This window comes from Arthrobacter sp. 05N425 (assembly GCF_056397125.1).
Window position 1 is genome coordinate 472,141 of sequence record NZ_JBFTMU010000001.1, and the last position, 19,727, is coordinate 491,867.

At 67.6% G+C, this 19,727-nt stretch carries 15 protein-coding genes and 2 pseudogenes; 7 read left to right on the top strand and 10 right to left on the bottom strand.

Annotated elements, in window-relative coordinates:
- Positions 1–26 precede the first annotated feature (26 nt).
- The gene (locus AC1DGE_RS02175; RefSeq protein ID WP_476916802.1) at positions 27–3,326 is read right to left on the bottom strand and encodes an Ig-like domain-containing protein; all 3,300 of its coding nucleotides are present in this window, start codon (positions 3,324–3,326) and stop codon (positions 27–29) included.
- 656 nt (positions 3,327–3,982) lie between these two features.
- Here AC1DGE_RS02175 and AC1DGE_RS02180 point away from each other — a divergent pair.
- Positions 3,983–5,239, top strand: a complete 1,257-nt coding sequence (locus AC1DGE_RS02180) for a hypothetical protein (protein WP_476916803.1) — start codon at positions 3,983–3,985, stop codon at positions 5,237–5,239.
- A 134-nt stretch (positions 5,240–5,373) separates the two neighbouring features.
- Positions 5,374–6,798 (top strand): MBL fold metallo-hydrolase, encoded by a 1,425-nt coding sequence (locus tag AC1DGE_RS02185; protein ID WP_476916804.1) that lies wholly within the window; start codon positions 5,374–5,376, stop codon positions 6,796–6,798.
- A 60-nt stretch (positions 6,799–6,858) separates the two neighbouring features.
- Here the strand turns inward: AC1DGE_RS02185 and AC1DGE_RS02190 are convergent.
- The 4 genes and pseudogenes from AC1DGE_RS02190 to AC1DGE_RS02205 form a co-directional block, all read right to left on the bottom strand.
- Positions 6,859–7,203: pseudogene (locus tag AC1DGE_RS02190) on the bottom strand (DUF7793 family protein); the annotation flags it as partial.
- Positions 7,204–7,331: 128 nt separating this feature from the next.
- Entirely contained in the window at positions 7,332–8,096 is a 765-nt protein-coding gene (locus tag AC1DGE_RS02195; RefSeq protein WP_441417644.1) for a sulfite exporter TauE/SafE family protein, read from the bottom strand.
- Positions 8,093–8,701 (bottom strand): rhodanese-like domain-containing protein, encoded by a 609-nt coding sequence (locus tag AC1DGE_RS02200; protein ID WP_476916805.1) that lies wholly within the window; start codon positions 8,699–8,701, stop codon positions 8,093–8,095. Before AC1DGE_RS02200 ends, AC1DGE_RS02195 begins: the two co-directional genes overlap by 4 nt.
- Positions 8,702–8,856: 155 nt before the next feature.
- Positions 8,857–9,159, bottom strand: a complete 303-nt coding sequence (locus tag AC1DGE_RS02205; RefSeq protein ID WP_476916806.1) for a rhodanese-like domain-containing protein — start codon at positions 9,157–9,159, stop codon at positions 8,857–8,859.
- A 292-nt stretch (positions 9,160–9,451) separates the two neighbouring features.
- Here AC1DGE_RS02205 and trxA point away from each other — a divergent pair, with 292 nt between their 5' ends.
- Together trxA and AC1DGE_RS02215 are read left to right on the top strand one after the other, a co-directional pair.
- Positions 9,452–9,817, top strand: a complete 366-nt coding sequence (trxA, locus tag AC1DGE_RS02210) for a thioredoxin (RefSeq protein ID WP_441417641.1) — start codon at positions 9,452–9,454, stop codon at positions 9,815–9,817.
- A gap of 285 nt (positions 9,818–10,102) precedes the next feature.
- A complete protein-coding gene (locus tag AC1DGE_RS02215; RefSeq protein WP_476916807.1) occupies positions 10,103–11,134 on the top strand; it encodes a Gfo/Idh/MocA family protein in 1,032 nt (343 codons plus the stop codon).
- 27 nt (positions 11,135–11,161) lie between these two features.
- Here AC1DGE_RS02215 and AC1DGE_RS02220 read toward each other — a convergent pair whose 3' ends face one another.
- Both AC1DGE_RS02220 and AC1DGE_RS02225 read right to left on the bottom strand, forming a co-directional pair.
- A complete protein-coding gene (locus AC1DGE_RS02220; RefSeq protein WP_476916808.1) occupies positions 11,162–11,806 on the bottom strand; it encodes an FMN-binding negative transcriptional regulator in 645 nt (214 codons plus the stop codon).
- Between the two features lie 38 nt (positions 11,807–11,844).
- Positions 11,845–12,798, bottom strand: coding sequence for a DMT family transporter (locus AC1DGE_RS02225; RefSeq protein WP_476916809.1), 954 nt, complete (start codon positions 12,796–12,798; stop codon positions 11,845–11,847).
- Here AC1DGE_RS02225 and AC1DGE_RS02230 point away from each other — a divergent pair.
- Positions 12,797–14,209: an aminotransferase-like domain-containing protein gene (locus tag AC1DGE_RS02230; protein ID WP_476916810.1), complete on the top strand. Its 1,413-nt coding sequence runs from the start codon at positions 12,797–12,799 to the stop codon at positions 14,207–14,209. The genes AC1DGE_RS02225 and AC1DGE_RS02230 overlap by 2 nt on opposite strands.
- Positions 14,210–14,261: 52 nt before the next feature.
- Complete coding sequence (locus AC1DGE_RS02235) at positions 14,262–15,695, top strand: ATP-binding protein (RefSeq protein ID WP_476916811.1); 1,434 nt, start codon at positions 14,262–14,264, stop codon at positions 15,693–15,695.
- On the opposite strand, the gene AC1DGE_RS02240 is transcribed toward AC1DGE_RS02235, so the two are convergent.
- From AC1DGE_RS02240 to AC1DGE_RS02250, 3 genes and pseudogenes are all read right to left on the bottom strand, one after another.
- Positions 15,681–16,349 carry a hypothetical protein gene (locus tag AC1DGE_RS02240; RefSeq protein ID WP_476916812.1) on the bottom strand — a complete coding sequence of 223 codons (669 nt, stop codon included), beginning with the start codon at positions 16,347–16,349 and terminating at the stop codon, positions 15,681–15,683. The two genes, AC1DGE_RS02235 and AC1DGE_RS02240, sit on opposite strands and share 15 nt — an antisense overlap.
- Complete coding sequence (locus AC1DGE_RS02245; RefSeq protein WP_476892421.1) at positions 16,346–17,068, bottom strand: dienelactone hydrolase family protein; 723 nt, start codon at positions 17,066–17,068, stop codon at positions 16,346–16,348. The genes AC1DGE_RS02240 and AC1DGE_RS02245 overlap by 4 nt, the downstream gene beginning before the upstream one ends.
- A gap of 168 nt (positions 17,069–17,236) precedes the next feature.
- Positions 17,237–17,483 (bottom strand): annotated as a pseudogene (locus AC1DGE_RS02250) (LLM class flavin-dependent oxidoreductase); the annotation flags it as partial.
- Between the two features lie 84 nt (positions 17,484–17,567).
- On the opposite strand from AC1DGE_RS02250, the gene AC1DGE_RS02255 reads away from it, so the two are divergent.
- Entirely contained in the window at positions 17,568–19,715 is a 2,148-nt protein-coding gene (locus AC1DGE_RS02255) for a transglycosylase domain-containing protein (RefSeq protein ID WP_441417873.1), read from the top strand.
- Positions 19,716–19,727: the final 12 nt, after the last annotated feature.

Consider the following 19,727-nt stretch of genomic DNA (forward strand, 5'->3'; position numbering starts at 1 on the left):
GCTGGGGCCCGGGGGGCCCGCACGCGCTAGCCGGTCACCAGTCTGGTTGAGCTATTCCAGGTCAACCGCCCGTGCTGGAAGTCCGACGCCCGGCCCACGGACACTGCGTACTCGTCCCGGGTCGGATATCCCAGACGTCCCCTTTCCCTGCCGAGGGCCGTCCACTTGGCACGGATCGCACCGAGGACATAGTGCGACCCGGTCTTCGCCGACCAGTAGATCGATGCACCGCCCGAGCCTGTGAAGTGGCTGTAACGTCCCACGCCATCAGGGGTGCGCGTCTCGTCTGACGTCGGATAGCCCAGCAGCCCCCGTTCCCTGCCCAGGGCCGACCACTTGGCACGGACCGCGCCCGTGATGAAGTGCGCCCCGGTGCTTGGCGTCCAGTAGATCGATGAACCGCCCGAACCTGTGAAGTGGCTGTAACGTCCCACGCCATCAGGGGTGCGCGCCTCGTCCGACGTCGGATAGCCCAGCAGCCCCCGTTCCCTGCCCAGGGCCGACCACTTGGCACGGACCGCGCCCGTGATGAGGTGCGCCCCGGTGCTTGGCGTCCAGTAAATGGATGCCCCGCCGGAGCCGGCGAAGTGTTCATACCGCCCGATCGTGTCCGGGGTTGTCAGCTGGTCGGTGGTGGGGAACCCCAGGACGCCGGCAGCGCCGCCCGCGGCCTTGTAGCGGGCATAGATCGCGCCTGCGACCCAATGGGCCCCGGTGGACGGGGACCAGCAGATCACGCCCTTGGTGTAGTCCTGGCATTTCCCTGCCCCCACCGGGTACTCCAAGGTCAGCGACCTGCCGAGGACAGACCGCGGGTCACCGGCATTGGTCTGGTACGCCTTCAGGCCGATGGGATCGTCGACGCCCATTCCGGTGAGCATTACTTTCTGTGCTCCTTGGCCGTCGTCCGCGGTCAGCAGATAGTAGGTGTCGGCGGTTCCGGCCTGACCGACCACCGTCGGCTTGAACGTCACGCTCTGATGTGCGGACTCTCCAGGCGGGATCACCAGGCCTTCCGAGATTGGAACGGTGGTGGAGAATACACCCTCCGGCGCCTTGGCCTTGGTGATCGTCAGGGGGATGTTGCCAGTGTTAGTAATGGTGAAATCCCGGGTGGCCGCAGCGCCGGCAGGCACATCACCAAAGTCCAGGGATGCCGGCAGCTGCAGATGCGCTACGCCCGACACGGCGGTCGCCGTCACCGGTACCGTGAGTGATCCTCGGTCGCTCGTGATGAGGAGCTGATCAGCCACCGGGGTTGCCGTCGTCGGACTGAAGGTGACGGACACCGGAACGGAAGTAAGGGGTTGAATCTTCTGTCCCACGGCCGGCAGCGTGGCCGGGTCGACCGCAAGCTGGGCGTTGCCCGGCAAGGTGACGCCGGTGATCGTGGCGACGCTCGTGCCGGTGTTGACCACGTTTACGGTCTGGCGACTGCTGGTCTGGGTCGGCACGTCGGTGAATACCAGGGTGGGCGGCGTTGCCCCCAGGCCGTCCTTGGTGCCGACGCCGTGAACCCCCAGAAGGTCCGTCTCGCCGTCGGAGGTTTTGACGGTCAACGTCCCGTCGACCTGTCCGGCTACGGTCGGCGAGAAGGTGGCCGGGACCGTCATGGTTCCGCCTTTGGCAAGCGTCCGGGGCAGTGTGAGGGCCTCGATCCCGAACGGCGCAGGTGCTGCGACGGAACTGACCGTAACAGCCCTGCTGGCGGTGATGATCAGGTTCCCTTTCACGGTGGTGCCTACCGCGGCGGTTCCCAGGTCCGTGTTTGTCGCCCCAACCGCTGAGGTCGTCGGGGCACCGAAGCCGATCACGTGCCCGTCCCGGGTTCCCACGTAGACGCGCCCGTTGTCAGTGGCAACCGTGGAAAACTTGGCGGCGGTGCCCAGCGGGGCCGCGAAAACCTGCTGAAGCTTACCGGTGCTGTCCGGCATTGCGCGGTAGGCACGGAGTTCCGCGCCGGTACCGGTGGGTCCCGTTACGTACACGGCCCAGACCAGGGCGGTGGAGGCGTTTGTACCGTTGGAGGTCACCGTGGGCGCCCCGGAGGTGTACCCGAAGGTACCAATGGACGTACCGACGGAGGCCAGCTGGATGCCGCCGGTGCTGCTGGCCAACAGCTTGTGCGCACGCAGGTAGCCCTTGTTCTCCACGGTGTAGATGTACCCGCCGTTTGTGGTCCCGAGGAACGCGGGCCTGCCCCAGACGCCACTGTACGGCCCGGCGCCGTCGAGGACGGCGTCCGTTCCGCCGCTCCCCTGCCCCATACCGCCCAGGTTGTCCCGGTCCAGCAGGTAGACCCGGCCGTCCTTGCCGACCTGGACCATCAGGCGAGGGTGGGCCGTGGTGCCGTAGCCGGTGGGGATGGCGATCGGGGCACCGGAACCCAGGTCGGCATCGTTCTGATCCAACTTGGCGTTGTTGGCCGGGCTGAAGAAGTCCGTGGCCTTGAGGTTTCCGTCGGCTCCGACGCTGACCCGAACGACTGACTCTGCGAGGGTCGCCGGAGGGGTCTTGCCCGGTCCCGGCTTAGGGGAAATCCCGTTCCCGGTGGAAAACAGGATCTGGCCGGTGCCGTCGGAGACCAGGCCGCCGCCGGATTGCCAGATTCCGCCCTCCGCACTGCTGTTGCCGGACTCGGTGGCCCACATCGTGGTCTGCCGGCCTGCGGTCGACACCCCGACGACGTAGCCGACAAACGGTGCCCAGTCGCAGTGGCTGGCGAAACCGGCGTAGACCACGCCATCCAGCAGGAGAAGCCCGGGCCGCTGCATCGCAGTCATCGCGTTGAACGGCCGTGTCGGGTCGTTAGTGGGCGCGCCGTTGATGAGCACCGGGAACCCTGGCCTCTCGGCCCCCGTGACCCTGTCCAGCGAATGCATGTACCAGTGCGGGAGCTGCGGCGTCGCTCCGTCGTTCGTCTTCGCCATCAGGAAGACGCTGTTGGTCGCGGCGTCGAAGACCGGAGTGGACGTGACTCCGATGTTGGGGGTGAGGTCACCGCAGCTTACGGTCGCTGCCGGCCAGGCCGGACCGAGGTTGCGCTGCCACTTCACCGCTCCGGTGCCGCCGTCCAGGCCGTAGACGTTGTTGTTCTCCGTCGCGGCTATGACGGTGCCGCCCACCACGAGCGGCTGGGCGTACACCTGGCCGTCCACGGCGGTGGAAAAAAGCTTGCCGAAATTTGATGACGCGACCGACGTCGGCGAAAGCGCAGTCTCGTTGCTGTCCCACCCTGTCCGTAACAAATCGTGCGCGATCGTGCCGACGTCGGCAGAGGCCGGACCGCTGACGGATAGCCCGGCCAGGGCGAGCGATGATGCCACGATGAGCGCCCACGCGCGTCGGGTCCGCGACCGTCGCCGGGAGGGAGCCTGGGACCATCCGGCAGCCCGCTTCCGCTTGAAATGGGATGCCCCGGCCGCGCCCCCACAGCGACCAGGAAAATGTCCGGACAAAGCACGAAGTGCCGCTTGTTCACGCATGGCTGAGACCCGTTTCTGAACATTCAATTGACTAACTCCACCCAGTACTCCGGAGCCTAGAAGCGCCGAAAGAGCAGCGCGCGAGTGGCGCCTACCCGTCTTCTGGAAGGGGCTTCTTGCTTTCCGGCCGGTCCTACTTGGTTGGTTGTTAGGGACACTTGGTCGCCTACTTGCTTCCGGTCATCCGCCGGACTTGGTCCCCGGCATTGAGTAACCTCCGGCGCGGCCCGGGGGCATAAATCCTCTGGTGCCCCCGGCCCCTGCGCCGGATCATGGGCTCAGCACATCTTTCGACGGCAGGGAGTCCAGTCGTGTGTCCAGGTGCTGCAACAACACGGAACACCAGCGGTCCCCGCTCGCGGACCCAGCGCTGGCTCCTGGCCTGCGCTGCCGCTGTTCTGGCGGTGACCGGCTGCACGCCGGGCTCACCCTCACCGCCCGCGGGCAGCGGATCGTCTCCCGCAACCGGGACTCTCCCGTCGGCGACGGCGGAGAAGGTGCTTTCCGATGAGGAACTGATGGTCCTCGTGGACAGGGCGATCAACAGCGGCCAGGAAGGCACCGGGCGGGTCTCCAGAAGCTCGGACCTGCGCACCCGCCTGCAGGGACGACCGGAGCCCGCCGATAAGCCGTCCGTCGAGCCCGGCGAGTGCAGCGTGTTCCGGCCGCACAGTTCGCCGACCAGCGGAGCGGACCTGGCAATGCACTTCGCCGCGGGCGTCCTGACGCTGACCGGCGTGTGGTCACGCGAGGCCCTGGCGTTTGTCTTTGCCCGAAGCGCACCGCGCAGCGACGTGCTCGCTGCGGATTTCGCCTACACCGACGACCTGGCCCAAAGGTGTTCAACGTTCCGGCAGACGGTGGGGAATGATCCAACGTCCACGGTCAGGCTGCTTAGGACGCCGGCCGTGGGCGAGAAGGCCTACGCCACGGTTTTGAGGACACCGGCAACCGCCGGCACTCCCCCGGGCGGCGCCACCGTTGCACTGCAGGTACTCAAGGGAACCCTGACGATCGGGCTGAGCCGGCAGGCACCCACCGCCAGGTCCGACGCGGAACTCAGGACCGCCCTCGAGCCGCTGGTCCGGCTGGCCCAAAAACTGGTCGGGCAGACCGACTCCGGCACGGCACCGTCAGCCGCACCGCCGTCTGGTCCGCCCGCTACCCCACAGCCCCCCGAACAACGGACGCCGCAGCAACTGGCCAGGCTGCTGCAGGGCGTTACCGGCCCCACTGGAAGGCCGGCCCAGGTGCTGGAGGGACGCTACACCCGGAGCGGCCCTGCCACGGCGCCGGCCGTTTCCGGATGCATTTACGACGACGCCGCCTATCTTGCCTCGTTCTCCGGGGCGGCCACCGTGGTCGCTGAGATCGCCGGTGGGCCGCAGGTGCTGGACCAGATCAGCTTGCGGCTCGTCAGCTTGCCGCCCCCGCCGGCCGGGCCGTCCCCTTTTGACAGCCGGGCAGCCGACCTCAGCCGCTGCAGTTCGATCCGGGAGCGCCTGCCGGGCGGCGGCTCGCGCACCTGGACCGCCATCAAACACCCGATCGTCAACACCGGCGGCGAAGCGGGCTACGCCGTGGTTTATGTGCTTCCCGACGGGACCGGAGTCCGGCACATCCAGGTGGGTGCCCGGAAGGGCAGGCTGTGCGTGGAAACGGAAACGAAAGCCCTGTCCGACGCCGGCGTCCTTCAGGCCGCGCGCGGGCTCGCGGCGACCATCAACAAGGTGCTGGCCAGGATCGGCAACTGAAGCCTCCGGGCGACGTCGGCGGCACCGCAGGACCGGTCCGGCGCCGCTTGCGCGATACCCCCGGGGGTATTACTGTTGAATGTAGAGGAGGAAGGAATCCCTTCCCCGTCCACCTCAAGAAGGAGTTCTCCCGAATGCTTATCGAGCGCATCTACGACGAAGACCTTGCCCAGGCGAGCTATTTCATCGGCTGCCAGGCCAAGGGCGAGGCCCTTGTGGTTGATCCCCGGCGTGATATCGCCGTGTACCGGGACCTCGCTGCCGCGAACGGCATGAAGATCGTGGCCGTTACCGAGACGCACATCCACGCGGACTTCCTCTCCGGCACCCGGGAACTGGCCGCCGCGACCGGCGCCACCGCCTATGTCTCGGGCGAGGGCGGCGCGGACTGGCAGTACGGTTTTGAGGCCGAGCGGCTCAACGACAACGATGAGATCGTGCTGGGCAACATCACGGTCAAGGCCCTCCACACCCCCGGGCACACCCCGGAGCACCTGTCCTTTTTGATCACCGACGGCGCATTCGCAGACAAGCCGGGCTACCTGCTCTCGGGTGACTTCGTGTTCTCCGGCGACCTGGGCCGGCCGGACCTGCTGGATGAGGCCGCCGGCGGCGTCGACACCCGCTTCGCAGGCGCCAAGCAGCTGTTCGCCAGCCTGCGGGACAAGTTCCTGACCCTGCCGGACCACGTCCAGGTCCACCCGGGCCACGGCGCCGGCAGCGCCTGCGGCAAGGCCCTGGGCGCGATCCCGTCCTCGACCGTCGGCTACGAACGGCTCTACGCCTGGTGGGGCCCCTACCTGGCCGCAAACGACGAGCAGGGCTTCATTGATGAACTCCTCGACGGCCAGCCGGACGCGCACGCCTACTTCGCCCGGATGAAACGCGAAAACCGTGAAGGCCCCGCCGTCATGGGCGAACGCGCCCCGCTCCCCGAGCTGGGCACCGCCGATGTCGCCCGCGACCTCGCCGCGGACAAGGTCATTTTCGTTGACACCCGCCCGAACAACGAGGTCCACGAAGGCACCGTCACCGGCTCCGTCAACGTCCCGGCCGGTAAGTCCACCGCCAGCTTCGGCGCCTGGGTCGTAAACCCGGAAACCGACACCAACCCGCTGGTCCTCCTCGCTTCCAGCCAGGCGGACGCGCAGGAAATGTGGGACCACCTCGTCCGGGTCGGCATCGACAAAGTCGCCGGCTACGTCACCAGCCTCGAGGGCCTGCCGGTCAGCGTCCCGAAGCTGATCCAGCCCGAGGAACTCGACGGCTTTGACGCCGCCATGGTCCTGGACGTCCGCAACCGCACCGAACATGCAGCCGGCCACATCCCCGGCTCCTACCAGCTCAGCGGCGGCCGCGTGATGTGGCACCTGGATGAACTCCCCACCGAAGGCACCATCGTGTCCTACTGCCAGAGCGGCGTCCGGAACTCCGTCGCGGCCAGCGCGCTGCGCCGCGCCGGCTACGACGTCGTCGAACTCGACGGCAGCTACGCCGCGTGGAACGCAATGGAACAGGCCGCCCGCCGGCAGGCACCGGAAACCGTTCCGGCCAGCTAAGCGGGACAACCAGTAAGGCAACACAGTGACAGCGTGGCGGCGGCCCGGGTAACCCTCCAGCCACTCCAGCGCCTCCGTGCGTGAGGTGAAATACGCGTGCGGGCAAAAGCTGTGGCGACCAAGTGCCGCCGCAACGACGGTGTCCACCACGCTGGAACCCAGCAGGGCCACCGCGGTCACTGCCTTGGCACGTTCGTAGGTATGTCTTGCCGTCGAGCGCATCGTTACACCGGATATTTCCACGAGTAAGGGCAACTCCCGGCCGCCGCCAAGGGCCCGCATCGCTTCAATCGAAGCGGCCGCGTCCCGGGCGTCGACAAGCGTCCCCGGCGCCCAAACCAGGTGAAAATGAGGCCCGCAGATTCCGAGCCGTCCTTTCCCGCCTGCGATCAAGATCTCTTCCATTCATCCCCCTAAGCACCAAAGGTACCCTCCACCAACCGACTTGAGCAGAACCCGGGCAACGAAAAAGCGCCGGAGGACATGTCCTCCGGCGCTTTATCGCCGTGCTGTTTTCCCTCGGGCTGTCCGGCTTAGGAGAGCAGTGCCTGCACGCTCACGTAGGCCGCGACCAGCAGGACCAGGACGCCGAAACCGCGTTTGAGCACCCTGTCCGGAATCCTGGTTCCGAGCCGGCCCGCGATCAGGGAGGCAACCATTGCTGCCCCCGCGAACGCTGCCGTCACGGCCCAGTCGATCTGCAGGTCACCGAGGTGCGCCGCGAAGCCGGCAATCGAGTTGATCACAATAATGACCAGCGAGGTACCGACGGTCACCGCCATCGGCAGGCCCAGGACCAGGGTCAGGGCCGGGACGATCAGGAAGCCGCCGCCGACGCCGAGCAGCCCGGTGAGGAAACCCACGACGGCACCCGTCGCGATGGCCTTGGGCAGGCAGCTGCGCCAGTTCACGCCGCCGCTAGGCAGGGCGCAGGAGCCGCCGGAGGCCTTGGCCGGAAGCATCATCCGGATGCCGGCGAACACCATGATGGCGGCGAAAGCCAGCAGCAGCACCTTCGGGTCGAGCAACCGGTTCACGTAAGCGCCCAGGTAGGCAGTTGCCGTGCCGGCCGCACCGATAATGAGGGCCAGCCGCCAGTTCACACCACCCCACAGGCGGGGCAGCACCGCGACGGCGGAGGACGCGCCGACAACGACCAGCGACGTCGGGATCGCCGCAGCCAGCGGAAGCCCCACGCCGTAGACGAGGGCGGGGACGGCGAGAATGGACCCGCCGCCTCCAACCAGGCCCAGCAGGCCGCCGACGACCAGCCCGAACGCCGCCGCGGTGAGGATCATGCCTTGGAGCCCAGGTTCTGCAGCGCCTGGTGGGCGGTGGGCTCGTTGGCGGAACGGTTCCACGGCATCTTGGAGAGCATCTGGCCCATGGCGCAGCTGTTCGTCGCCGCGGAGAAGGTCAGGCCGGCGCCGATGCCGCCGGCAAGCAGGCCGAGCTTCGGCGAGAGCAGCTTGCTGCCCACGATGCTGGCCAGGACCAGGGAGCCGGCCGTCATGCGGACCTGGCGTTCCAAGGCCCAGGTGTTGCGGCCCTTCACCACGTTGCCGCCGGCGGCAGCATAGGCAGGAACGCCGCCGGCCAGCACGCTCGCGCTGCCCAGGCCGACTGCGTCCAGGTGCTTGCGGGCCTGCTCGGCCCGATTCCCGGACTGGCATACGAGGACAACGCGGGTGCCCATTTTGGCGGCGAATTCCTCGGTGTGTTCGCTCAGCATGGGGAGCGGGACATGGTACGAGCCCTTGATGTGCATCGAATCAAACTCGGCACCGCTGCGTACGTCGATCACCATCAGGTCATCGTGGTTGTCCTCCCAGGCCTTGAGCGTGGCGGCGTCAATGGACTGGGGTGCGGACTCGGTCGTAGTGGTCTTGTTTGAGGTAGTCATAGTCTCTTTCGGTCTAGCTTGGGTGGTTCTGGCGGCACCCCTGCGGATGCGGGCCGCCGTCCACCGGCCTGAAGCCCGTTAGGGCGCAGTCAGGACAGGTGGAGGCCCGGGCGGCGCATGGGGGGAGGCGCCGCCCGGGCAGTCCATGGGGAGTGTCAGCCGGCGGGCAGCCCGGCGTCGGACCAGTCGAGCATCCCGCCGGTCATCGTGTAGGCGGTGAAGCCGGCGGCGGCGAGCTGGTCGGCGGCTGCGGCGCTGCGGCGGCCGCTGCGGCAGACGGCGACGACGGGACGGGTCTTGTCCAGTTCCCCCAAGCGGGCCGGGAGCTGCGCCAGCGGGATGTGGCGGGCGCCGGCAATCATGCCGGAAGCAATCTCGTCGGATTCGCGAACGTCCACGACCTGGGCGTCGCTGCCGCTCTTGAGCTGTTCGTTGAGTTGCTGGGCGGTAATGTCCATTGATGTGCACCTTTCGGGAGGCGTTCGGCAGGGGCATGTGGCCGATCCAGCCACTCATAAATATACCCCCAGGGGTATCGAGGTTCAAAATCTGCCGCTGTTCGCCCGGAGTCGCCGGGGGCGCCGCTCAAGCCGCGGGGCGTCAGGTCAGGCGCAGGAAGAGGGCACGGATTTCGTCGAGAGTTAGCCTCTGCACCTCGGCGCCTGGGGGTATTTGATCAAGACCCCGCGCCATCCACCTCCTCCGCGGAGCACGCTTGCACCAATACCCCCGGGGGTATACATTTGGAGTATGGCAACCATCGACATTTCTGAAAAGACCTTCAACGACACCATTTCCGGCAACGACATCGTCCTGGTGGACTTCTGGGCAGCCTGGTGCGGTCCGTGTCGCATGTTTGCCCCCACATTCCGCAAAGCTTCCGAAGCCCACCCCGACGTCGTCTTCGCGAAGGTGGACACGGAGGCTGAGCCGGGGCTCTCCGCGGCAGCACGCATCACCTCGATCCCCACTCTGATGGCCTTCCGAGAGGGTATCCTCGTCTTCTCGCAGCCCGGCGCCATGAACGCCAGCGGGCTCGACGGACTCATCACCGCCGTCAAGGGGCTGGACATGGAAGAAATCCGGGCCAAGATGGCCGCCGCGCCCGCGTCCTAACCGCCAGCAATACCAAACCAACGCAGCACCCAACCAGCAGCACCCACTTAAGGAGAAAACAATGTGCAGTCCCGTCCGTTGCAATAGCTGTGGAAAGATCACCTGGGCCGGCTGCGGCGAGCACGTCGACTCCGTCATGGCCGAGGTGCCCACCGAACAGCGCTGCACCTGCAAGTGACTCGTCCCCGGCCGGCTCCGGCGCTGGGCTAGCATGCTCAGACGACGTCGTTGCGATCCGTACGCAGCGACGCCGACCTGACCGCCAGCCCAAGGAGAACCGAAGCCATGTCAGACACCGCTGCGACGCGCGCCCCCAAAAGCTCCGACTCCCCCGGCGGCGTCCGCTGGGGAATCCTCGGCACCGGATTAATCGCCGGGCTGCAGACTTCGGACCTGGTGGAACACGGCTTCAACGTCCAGGCGGTGGGCTCCCGGAACCTCGCGACGGCCCGCGAGTTCGCCGGCAGGTTCCGGCTGCCCGCGGCCCATGGCGGCTACGAAGCGCTGGTGAACGACCCCGAGGTGGACGTCGTCTATATCTCCTCGCCGCACCCGTTCCATTACGAGAACGCACTGCTGGCCCTCAACGCCGGCAAGCATGTGCTGGTGGAGAAGCCGTTCGCCATGAACGAGTGGCAGGCGCAGGAAATCGTGGACCTCGCCGCATCGAAGGGCCTCGTGGCCCTCGAGGCGATGTGGACGCGCTACCTCCCGCACATGGTCCGGGTGCGGGAACTGATCCGCTCGGGTGCCCTGGGGGAGGTCCGGACCGTCATTGCGGACCACAACCAGAACCTGCCCAAGGATCCGGCGCACCGGCTCAACGACCCCGCCCTGGGCGGCGGAGCCCTCCTTGACCTGGGGATCTACCCGGTCTCCTTCGCCTTCGACGTGTTCGGCGAGCCAGCCCGGATCCAGGCAGCCGCCAGCATGACGGCCACCGGCGTCGACCGCCAGACCGCGATGATCTTCGAATACGCGGACGGACAGCAGGCGGTGCTGCACTGCGCACTGGACACCGCTGGGCCCAACCGGGCCGCGGTGATCGGCACCGAAGGCAGCATCGAGATGGACCCGGTCTGGTACACGCCCACCGGTTTCACCCGGTACGACGACGGCGGCAACGTCGTTGAGCGCTTTGACCAGCCGGTCACCGGCCGCGGCATGCAGTACCAGGCGTGGGAAGTCGAGCGGCTCATTGCCGACGGCGCGGTGTCCAACGACGTGCTGTCACCCAGCGAGACGGTCCAGGTCATGGCCGCGCTGGACACTGTCCGAAGCCAGATCGGGCTCAGCTACGCCAGCGACGAACGGTAGGGGCGCGGCAGTTCGGACCCAGCCGGCCTACCCTCCCAGGTCCGGGCGCCGCTCCCGGCGTGCGCGTTCGACGTCGCGGGCACTGGCTGCGTGCCCGCACCCCGCGAGTCCGGCCACGACGCCGTCGACGTCTTGATCGGAGCGGTTTTGGCTGAGCTTGGTCTTCGCCTCGATCCTGCCGATCAGCAGTTCGACGCCGACAATGGCGCGCAGTTGGCCGGCAATGTACCGCTCCGGCGCATCGTCGACGGACCAGGGCCGGGCTGAACCGGCTTCGTTGAGGTCGGTAAGCCGCCTGACGTGGACGGCGAGCCAGGCCGGATCATCGTGGATGACCAGGGTGCCGTAGACGTGGGCCGTGGAGTAGTTCCAGGTCGGGACCACGCGCCCGTGTTCGGCCTTTGATGCATACCAGCCCGGTGAAATATAGGCGTCGGCGCCCTGCATGATGACCAGGGCCTCGCCGAGAGCCGGCTCGGACCACTGCGGGTTATTCCGGGCCAGATGGCCGTGCAGGGCCCCGTGCTCGCCGATTGAGGGATCGTAAACCAAGGGCAGCAAGGTTGCGAGCATGCCGTGCGCGGTCGTCGTGACCAGGTTGGCGGCCGCCGGGGTGGTGAGCAGGTCACGGACGGCGCCGGGGCCCGCCGCGAAGTGCGCTGGGATGTACATGGGATTGTCCTTTGCCGTTGGGTGGGGTGCCGGAAGAGTCAGGGCCGCGGTGGCGGCGGTGTTGGCCTCAGCCGGACGCGGACGGCGATGCCCGCGCAGGCGATTACCGCGGCCCCGCCGACCAGGGTGGTCGGCGTCAAGGTTTCGCCAAGGAGCAGCGCGGCCCAGGCGATGCTCAGCACCGGCTGGATCAGCTGGATCTGGCTGACTTGGGTCATGGGGCCGATGGCGAGGCCGCGGTACCAGGCGAAGAAGCCGAGAAACATGCTGACGACGCCGAGGTAGGCGAAGGCGGCCCACTGCGCCGGAGTACCCGACGGGGGCTGCTGGATCATCGTCCACGCGGCCAGAAACAGCATCAACGGCGCGGCGAGCACGAGCGCCCACGAGACGGTCTGCCACGCACCGAGCTCCCGGGCGAGGAGGCCCCCTTCGGCGTAGCCGATGGCTGCGGCGACGACCGCGCCGAGGAGCAGCAGGTCCGACCAGTGCAGTTGCCCGAAGCCCCCGGGCTGCGCGAAGGCGAAGCCGAGGGCCGCCGCGGCGCCGGCAGCCGTAGCGAACCAGAAAGCCGCGCGCGGACGTTCGTGGCCGCGGAGGACGACGGCGGTGGCGGTAGCGGCCGGGAGCAGGGCGATAACGACTGCGCCGTGGCTGGCGGGCACACTGGTCAGCGCGAACGAGGTGAGCAGCGGGAAGCCGACGACGATCCCGCCGCCAACCACCGCGAGACGGGCCCACTGAAGGCCCAGCGGAAACCGCTGACGGGTCAGGACCAGGGCGGTGGCAGCCAGGGCCGCGGCAACGACCGCCCGGCCGGAGCCGATGAACAAGGGCGACAGTCCCGCCACGGCCACCCGGGTGAAGGGAACGGTGAAGGAGAACGCCGCAACTCCGAGCAGTCCCCACCCGAGGCCGCCGCCGGAACGGCCGGACCGAGGAGTCGGTATCACTGGGCGAAAAAGTACAGTAGCGCTACTATTGTATCTCATGAACCACGATAACAGTTCACGGATTGTGACGCAGCTCAAAGAGTGGATCGCACGTGCCGCCCCCGGAGACCGGCTGCCGTCCACGCGGTCGCTGGTGGCCGAACACCGGGCCAGTCCCGTCACGGTGCAGAAGGCGCTGCAGGTCCTCGCCGCCCAGGGGCTCATCGAGAGCCGGCCCGGCGTCGGGACCTTCGTCCGGGAGATCCGGACGGCGCGCCCCTCCGACTACGGCTGGCAGACCGCGGCGCTGCGGACGCCGCACGCGCCGCTTCGTTCAGCATCCACCGCGATGCGCAGCGCGGCGAACGATGTCATCGCCCTGCACTCCGGCTACCCGGCCCGCGAACTGCTGCCCGAACGGCTGGTCCGGGCAGCCCTGACCAGGGCGGCCAGGGGCGACGCGGCACTGTCCCGCGCACCGGCAGCGGGGCTCCCGGAGTTGCAGTCCTGGTTCGCGCACGAACTGGGTGCCTCGATGCAGGCCGGCGTCACCCCGCCGGCTGCGAGCGACGTTGTCGTACTGCCCGGAACCCAAAGCGGACTCAGCTCTATCTTCAGGTCGCTGGTGGGCAGCGCGCAGCCGCTGCTCATGGAATCCCCAAGCTACTGGGGCGCGATTCTCGCTGCCGCCCAGGCCGGCGTGCGCGTCGTTCCCGTTCCGAGCGGACCCGACGGCCCGGAGCCGGACGGGTTGGACCGCGCGTTTCAGGAGACCGGCGCCCGCCTGTTCTACGCACAGGCCAACTACGCCAACCCCACCGGGGCGCAGTGGACGGGCCGGCGCGGCGAAGAGGTCCTGGAGGTCGTGCGCCGGCACGGAGCGTTCCTGGTGGAGGATGACTGGGCCCACGACTTCGGCATCACATCGGCCCCCTCCCCCGTCGCCGCGCGTGACGATTCCGGCCACGTCGTATACCTGCGGTCCCTGACGAAGAGTGTCTCGCCTGCCATGCGGGTGGGGGCCGTGATCGCGCGCGGCCCGGCTCGGGACCGCATCCTCGCGGACCGCGGGGCCGAGTCGATGTACGTCAGCGGCGTCCTCCAGGCCGCTGCCCTCGACGTCGTCACCCAGCCGGCCTGGCAGACGCACCTGCGCAGCGTCCGCCACCAGCTCCAGTCACGCCGCGACCTGCTGGTCACAAGCCTTCGCGAGCATGCCCCGCAGGCCCATCTGACGCTGGTCCCCAAGGGAGGCCTGAACCTCTGGGCCCGCCTGCCTGACGGGACCGACGTCGACCGGCTCAGCGCCGACTGCGAGCGCGCCGGGGTGCTGATCGCCGCCGGCACGGAATGGTTCCCTGCCGAACCCGCGGGTCCCTTCATCCGGCTCAACTACGCCGGGCCGAACCCGGGTGACTTCCCGGAGGGCGCCCGGGTCCTGGGCCAGGCGATCGAGCGGAACGGGCAGTAGCGGATGGTGCGGCAGCGGACGCTACGCTGGCGGCCGCTGGTAGGGTCTGCGCATGGATGAAAATTTGGGGAAGTTCATCGACGATTTTGCGCAGCTTGTGCAACTTGCGCAGTCCGGCCAGCACCGGGCGCCGGCGGGACCACAGTTGCTGTCGACGCTTACCGAACATTTGGGCGCGCCGGCCGGGTCGGTTTCTGTCGTGGTGGAGGAGATTCCGCCGCACCGGTTCGTCGACGCAGACATCCAAATGGCCGAGCTGGCGCGCGAGGATCCGAAGTCCCGGCTGGTCGGCATCGGTGGCGGCGACCAGCGACACCATCATTCCTTGAGCGACATGCTGCAGCAGGCGCAGGTCTTTCCCCAATTCCCGCTCTCCCAGCCGGACTACGCCAACCTCGCGGTGGGCCCTGACGAGCAGCGGCAGGCCGTGGCGCTGGGGCTCTGGCTGTTCAGTCACGGCGGACATCCGATCGTGGTGCTGCAACGGGATGCCAACCCCCGGTACGGTCGGCAAACGGCGTCCCTGGAAGTCCTGGCCGGCGCTACCGATACTGCCGCAAGCTTCCTCGCGGAGTTCCGACGTCGGATGCAGCGCCACAGCATCTTGAAGGGACAGGTCATCTCCCTTGTCATGGGCGAGTACGGACCCAGCGCGGCAGGCGTGACCTTCCACGCCCGGCCGGATCTGGCCGCGTCCGAGGTCATCCTGCCGGACGGTCTGCTGCAGAAAGTGTCTGACCATGCCCTCGGCATCGCCGAGCACCGGGACACCCTCAACCAGTACGGGCAGCACCTGAAGCGGGGCATCCTGCTCTACGGGCGGCCGGGCACCGGAAAGACCCACACGGTGCGGTATCTGCTGAGCCGGAGCCAAGGTGCCACTGCCATCCTGTTGTCCGGCGGATCGCTTGCCCGGATTTCCGAGGCGGCCTCCATGGCCAGGGCGCTGCAGCCCTCCATCGTGGTGCTCGAGGACTGTGACCTCATTGCCGAGGACCGCAGCTTCGGACATGGACCCCAGCCGCTGCTATTCGAGGTGCTCGACGCGATGGATGGCCTGGCCAGCGACGCCGACGTGGCGTTCGTCCTCACCACCAACCGGGTGGACATGCTGGAACGCGCCCTCGCGCAACGCCCCGGGCGGGTGGATCTGGCCGTGGAGATTCCCCTGCCCGCGCAGCCCGAGCGCGTGGCGTTGCTCAAGCTGTATTCACGCGGGATCCCCTTCAGTGCGGCCGCCCTTGATGAGGCGGCTGCCCGCACCGAAGGAACCACGGCCTCCTTTGCCCGCGAACTGATCCGCCGTGCCGTCGTGGCGGCCGCCCTGGCCGGCGTCCCGGTCGCGGACGGCCACCTTCAGACGTCCGTGGGCCAGCTGATGGCCGACGGCGAGGCGCTCACCCGCAGTTTGCTGGGCAGCGGGGTCGGAGAGGGCGCTGGTGGTGGCCCTGCCGGAGGCGGATTCCGGGGTTCAGCTGCTTTCTGACTCAACGAGACGTTTCAGATTTGAGACCTGGCGGGTCTGCATGACCCAGTGCGAGGGCTCCAACACCAAGATACTCAGCGCGGGTTGAAGCCATTGGGGCCGGAACGACCAATAGCCGCTGACCACCAGCCTGGTGCGGCCGCCTGCCGCGTCCTTCAGCTCGAACCCCCACAGCGAGTCGGTGAAGTGACGGGGCCGCTCTCCCGCTGGGTCGAACGGACGCCCGCGCAAATCGATCGACATGCGCAGACCCAGAAACTTCTCGGGTTCCAGCGCCGCGACCTCCCACCACTGGCTGCCGTCCGGCGTGGCCGCCAGCCGGTCCCCAACGGCGACATCCTGCCACTCAGGATGGATTGTCCCGGCACTGCGGCGCCCGAAGTTATCCAGGCGGTCCCAGCTGTACCAGCCGCCCTGCCTGGTTCCCATCTGCACCAGCCAGGGCCACACGCGCGAACGGGGCGCGTCAACGGTCACGGCCATCGTGGCGCTTCGGGTCCCGTCCGGGATAAGCCCGGCACCCGGGTAGGGTCCGTGAACTTCACCGTCGGTCGCACCGGCGCGTAGCAGGCGCGGGCGCACAACCATCAGATAAGCGGCGGTGAGAAACGCGGCAACTCCGCCGGCCATTCCCCCCATCCGGTGCGAGGTCATCGTGGCACCCCCTCAGGTTTCAGATGCGTCCGGAAGAACGCCAGGATCCGCCGTCGGGCGTCTTCGGCCGAGGGCTCGTGGTAACCGGCGGCCACCAGTTTCGCCAGCAACTTGTCGCCGAACGTCAGGTCTGACGGGCCATGCCGGTTGAGGAAGCCGTGGCCCGCGCCGGGATAGACCTTGATGTCGTGGTCTATCCCCGCGTCAGCCAGCAGCGGTTCCAGCCGGGCGGGCACCCGGCGCACCCCCGGCCAGCGGTCTCTTGCTCCGTAGCTCGCCACGATTGGGCAGGCCCGCGGCATGGCCCGGGCCGTGGCGTCGTCGAGTCCGCCGTAGTTCACGCTGGCCGCGGCAAAGTCGTGATCCGGTGCGAGCATGAGGGCGAAGCCACCACCCATGCAGAAGCCGATCACCCCGACGCGGCCTGTGCAGTCGCCGCGTGCCACCAGCCAGGCGCGGGTGAGGTCCAGGTCGCCGAGGGGCCGCCAGCCGCGGATAAGTGACCAGAGGCAGGCTGCCCTGGTGTCCCAGTAGAACAGGTCCGGTGCCACTGCGAGGAACCCCTCGCGGGCCAGCCAGTCGGCCTGCCCCCGGGTGTCTCGACTCAGGCCCAGCGCGTCATGGATAACCACGACGCCGGGCCAGGGACCTTCGCCGGACGGCGTGGCCACGTAGGCCGGCATTTCGCCGCGGGAAGTGCCAATGATTACCTCGGCCATGGGGCCTCCCGGACGACTGGAACAATCAGGACCTGATTACCGGCCTACCAGCGACACGCCCCTCGCGGGAAGAGTCATTGGCCACCGACCGGGGCGCCGGCACACGGGAGAGCTCCTGCACGAGGGCTCGGGTTCGCCGGCGTAGCTGCGCCCGAAGCGGTCAAGTCCGCCGTCGAGGTACCCCATCTGGTCCCGGGCATCCGCCTGGGCCCGGGAGTCCTCCTCGGCCATATAGAGCGGGTTCTCGTAGCGCATGTCAATCACGCCGGTGCCGAGTTCGATGCGCGAGGTGCGGCGGCGATTGCGGCGAGCAGCGGAAACGGCGAGGCCTGCTGTTCCGCAAAAAATGGTGAACTCTCACAGGGACTCGGGCTCCCGGAAGCGGACGGGTGTCGCGCCTCACGGATGCCGGCAGCGGGAAGGCCTTCCGGCACTGGTCCTTCGGGGGCGGCCCGGCCTAATCTGGGCACAGATTTTGAGCGTGATAGCTGGACAGAAAATGGCGCAGAAAAAGCGATTCGGAGCTCGGCTGGCCGCGGCCTTTAGGAGGGTCCTCGGGTTCTTGATAGTGAGCGCGTTCTGCGGTGTTCTGGCCGCCAGCCTGGTGGTCCCCGGTGTGGCGGCGGCCGGCGTCGCCGTCAGCAGATCAATCACGTTCTTTAATAACCTTCCCTCCGAGCTGGCCGTGACTGCGCCGTCGCAGTCAACCAAAGTCCTGAGCGCGGACGGGAAACCGATTGCCACCTTCTTCGCGGAGAACCGTGTGAAGGTGAGGCTGGACCAGATGTCCCCGTACATCAAGGATGCGATTGTCGCCATCGAGGACAGCCGCTTCTACGAACACGGCGGCGTCGACCCGCAGGGCATTCTCCGGGCGCTCACCTCCAACCTGACCGGCGGCGCGAGGCAGGGAGCATCCACGCTCACCCAGCAGTACGTCACGAACGTAATCAACGAGTCCCTGCTGTCGGCGGACCGGAGCGATCAGGTCATCCTCAGCGGGCAGAAAAACATCGGCGACAAGGTACGCGAGATGAAGCTCGCCATCGAGCTGGAAAAGAAGTACACCAAGGCACAGATCCTGGAGGGCTATCTCAATATCGTGTTCTTCAGCCGCGACGCATACGGCATTGAGGCCGCAGCCAGGCATTTCTTCAGCACCACCGCCAAGGCTCTCACCCTGCCCCAGGCTGCCCTGCTGGCCGGCCTGGTCAACAGTCCCAGCTTCTACGACCCCGCCGTCCATCCGGAAAACTCCATCAAGCGGCGCAACCAGGTCCTGGACAAGATGCTCAGCGAGGAAAAAATTACCCAGGCTGCCCATGACGCCGCCGTCGCCAGCGGTGTCAGGCTGAAAATCGCCGCCGCAAAGCAGGGCTGCTCCGCGGCGGACATGGCCCCGTACTTCTGCGACTATGTCTCCCACCTGATCCTCAACAACCCGGCCTACGGCGCCGACACCACGGAACGCGAAAGGAGGCTGTACCGCGGCGGCCTGACCATCACCACCACGCTGGACAGCAGGCTGCAGGCGGCCGCCCAGGTGCAGGTCGACGCCACAGCCGGGGCCAACCCGGACAAATGGGGCGCGTCCCTGGTCTCTATCCAGCCGGGCACCGGCAAGATCCTCGCCATGGCGCAAAACACCGTGTTTCTGCCCGCCCCCGGAAAGTTCGACACCCAGCTGAACTTCAACGTCGATTCCAAGGACGCCAACGGCAAGGACCTGAACGGCGCCGGCGGATTCCAGCCCGGGTCCACAATGAAACCGTTCACTTTCGCGGAGTGGCTCAATGAAGGCAAATCCATGCTCACCAAGGTGGATGCTTCCCGGCGGGTCTATCCGCTGGACTTCCCCTGGAGGTCCAGCTGTGGCAAGGTCCTCGGCGCCTACAACACAGCGCAGAGGGCCCTCGGTGCCGCCGACGACTTGAAGAACAATGATGAGGGCTACTACCGCAAGATGCCCGTCAATTACGGGCTCTACAACTCCATCAACACGGCAACCTTCGCCGAGGCCGCCCAGCTGGACTTCTGCGGCATCCAGAAAATGGTGGACACGGTGGGCCTCCACAGCGGCGTGGACAACGCCCGGGTGAACATGCACCAGCTGGGCAACTTGCTCGGGGCCATCGGCGTGGCGCCGCTCCATCTGGCGAATGCCTTTGCCACCTTCGCCGCCGATGGCAAGTACTGCGCCCCCATCGCGATCACCGCGGTGACCGATGCCGCCGGACGGGAGCTTCCGGCCCAGGCCAGCGACTGCCGGAGCGCGGTCAGGCCCGAGGTGGCCCGCGGCGTGAATGCCGTGCTGCAGGACGTGCTGAAACGGGGGTCGGGAATCTACATTGAACCCAAGGTCCAGGCCCGAGTTCCGGTGGCTGCCAAGACCGGCACCTCCAACAACAATGGCGCGACCTGGGTGGTCGGCTACACCACCGGCCTCGCCACCGCATCGTTCTTCGGCGACACCCTGGCGGGCCAGAAACGGCCAGGCCAGAACGTCACCATCAACGGCAAGTTCTACCGGAACATTGACGGTTACATGCTCGCCGGCCCGCAGTGGGCCAACTACATGCAGCAGGTGGCCCCGCTCTACCCCGCCGCACCCTTCCCGCCGCCGCCCAAGTCGATGACCAAGCCCTGAGCCTCGCTCCGC

What these genes read in the sequence shown, in the direction of transcription:
- AC1DGE_RS02245 (WP_476892421.1), bottom strand. Translation starts at nt 17,068, where the DNA reads ATGGCCGAGGTAATCATTGGCACTTCCCGCGGCGAAATGCCGGCCTAC.
- AC1DGE_RS02225 (WP_476916809.1), bottom strand. Translation starts at nt 12,798, where the DNA reads ATGAGATACAATAGTAGCGCTACTGTACTTTTTCGCCCAGTGATACCG.
- AC1DGE_RS02195 (WP_441417644.1), bottom strand. Translation starts at nt 8,096, where the DNA reads ATGATCCTCACCGCGGCGGCGTTCGGGCTGGTCGTCGGCGGCCTGCTG.
- AC1DGE_RS02240 (WP_476916812.1), bottom strand. Translation starts at nt 16,349, where the DNA reads ATGACCTCGCACCGGATGGGGGGAATGGCCGGCGGAGTTGCCGCGTTT.
- AC1DGE_RS02235 (WP_476916811.1), top strand. Translation starts at nt 14,262, where the DNA reads ATGGATGAAAATTTGGGGAAGTTCATCGACGATTTTGCGCAGCTTGTG.
- AC1DGE_RS02205 (WP_476916806.1), bottom strand. Translation starts at nt 9,159, where the DNA reads ATGGACATTACCGCCCAGCAACTCAACGAACAGCTCAAGAGCGGCAGC.
- AC1DGE_RS02200 (WP_476916805.1), bottom strand. Translation starts at nt 8,701, where the DNA reads ATGACTACCTCAAACAAGACCACTACGACCGAGTCCGCACCCCAGTCC.
- AC1DGE_RS02220 (WP_476916808.1), bottom strand. Translation starts at nt 11,806, where the DNA reads ATGTACATCCCAGCGCACTTCGCGGCGGGCCCCGGCGCCGTCCGTGAC.
- AC1DGE_RS02215 (WP_476916807.1), top strand. Translation starts at nt 10,103, where the DNA reads ATGTCAGACACCGCTGCGACGCGCGCCCCCAAAAGCTCCGACTCCCCC.
- trxA (WP_441417641.1), top strand. Translation starts at nt 9,452, where the DNA reads ATGGCAACCATCGACATTTCTGAAAAGACCTTCAACGACACCATTTCC.
- AC1DGE_RS02230 (WP_476916810.1), top strand. Translation starts at nt 12,797, where the DNA reads ATGAACCACGATAACAGTTCACGGATTGTGACGCAGCTCAAAGAGTGG.
- AC1DGE_RS02255 (WP_441417873.1), top strand. Translation starts at nt 17,568, where the DNA reads ATGGCGCAGAAAAAGCGATTCGGAGCTCGGCTGGCCGCGGCCTTTAGG.
- AC1DGE_RS02185 (WP_476916804.1), top strand. Translation starts at nt 5,374, where the DNA reads ATGCTTATCGAGCGCATCTACGACGAAGACCTTGCCCAGGCGAGCTAT.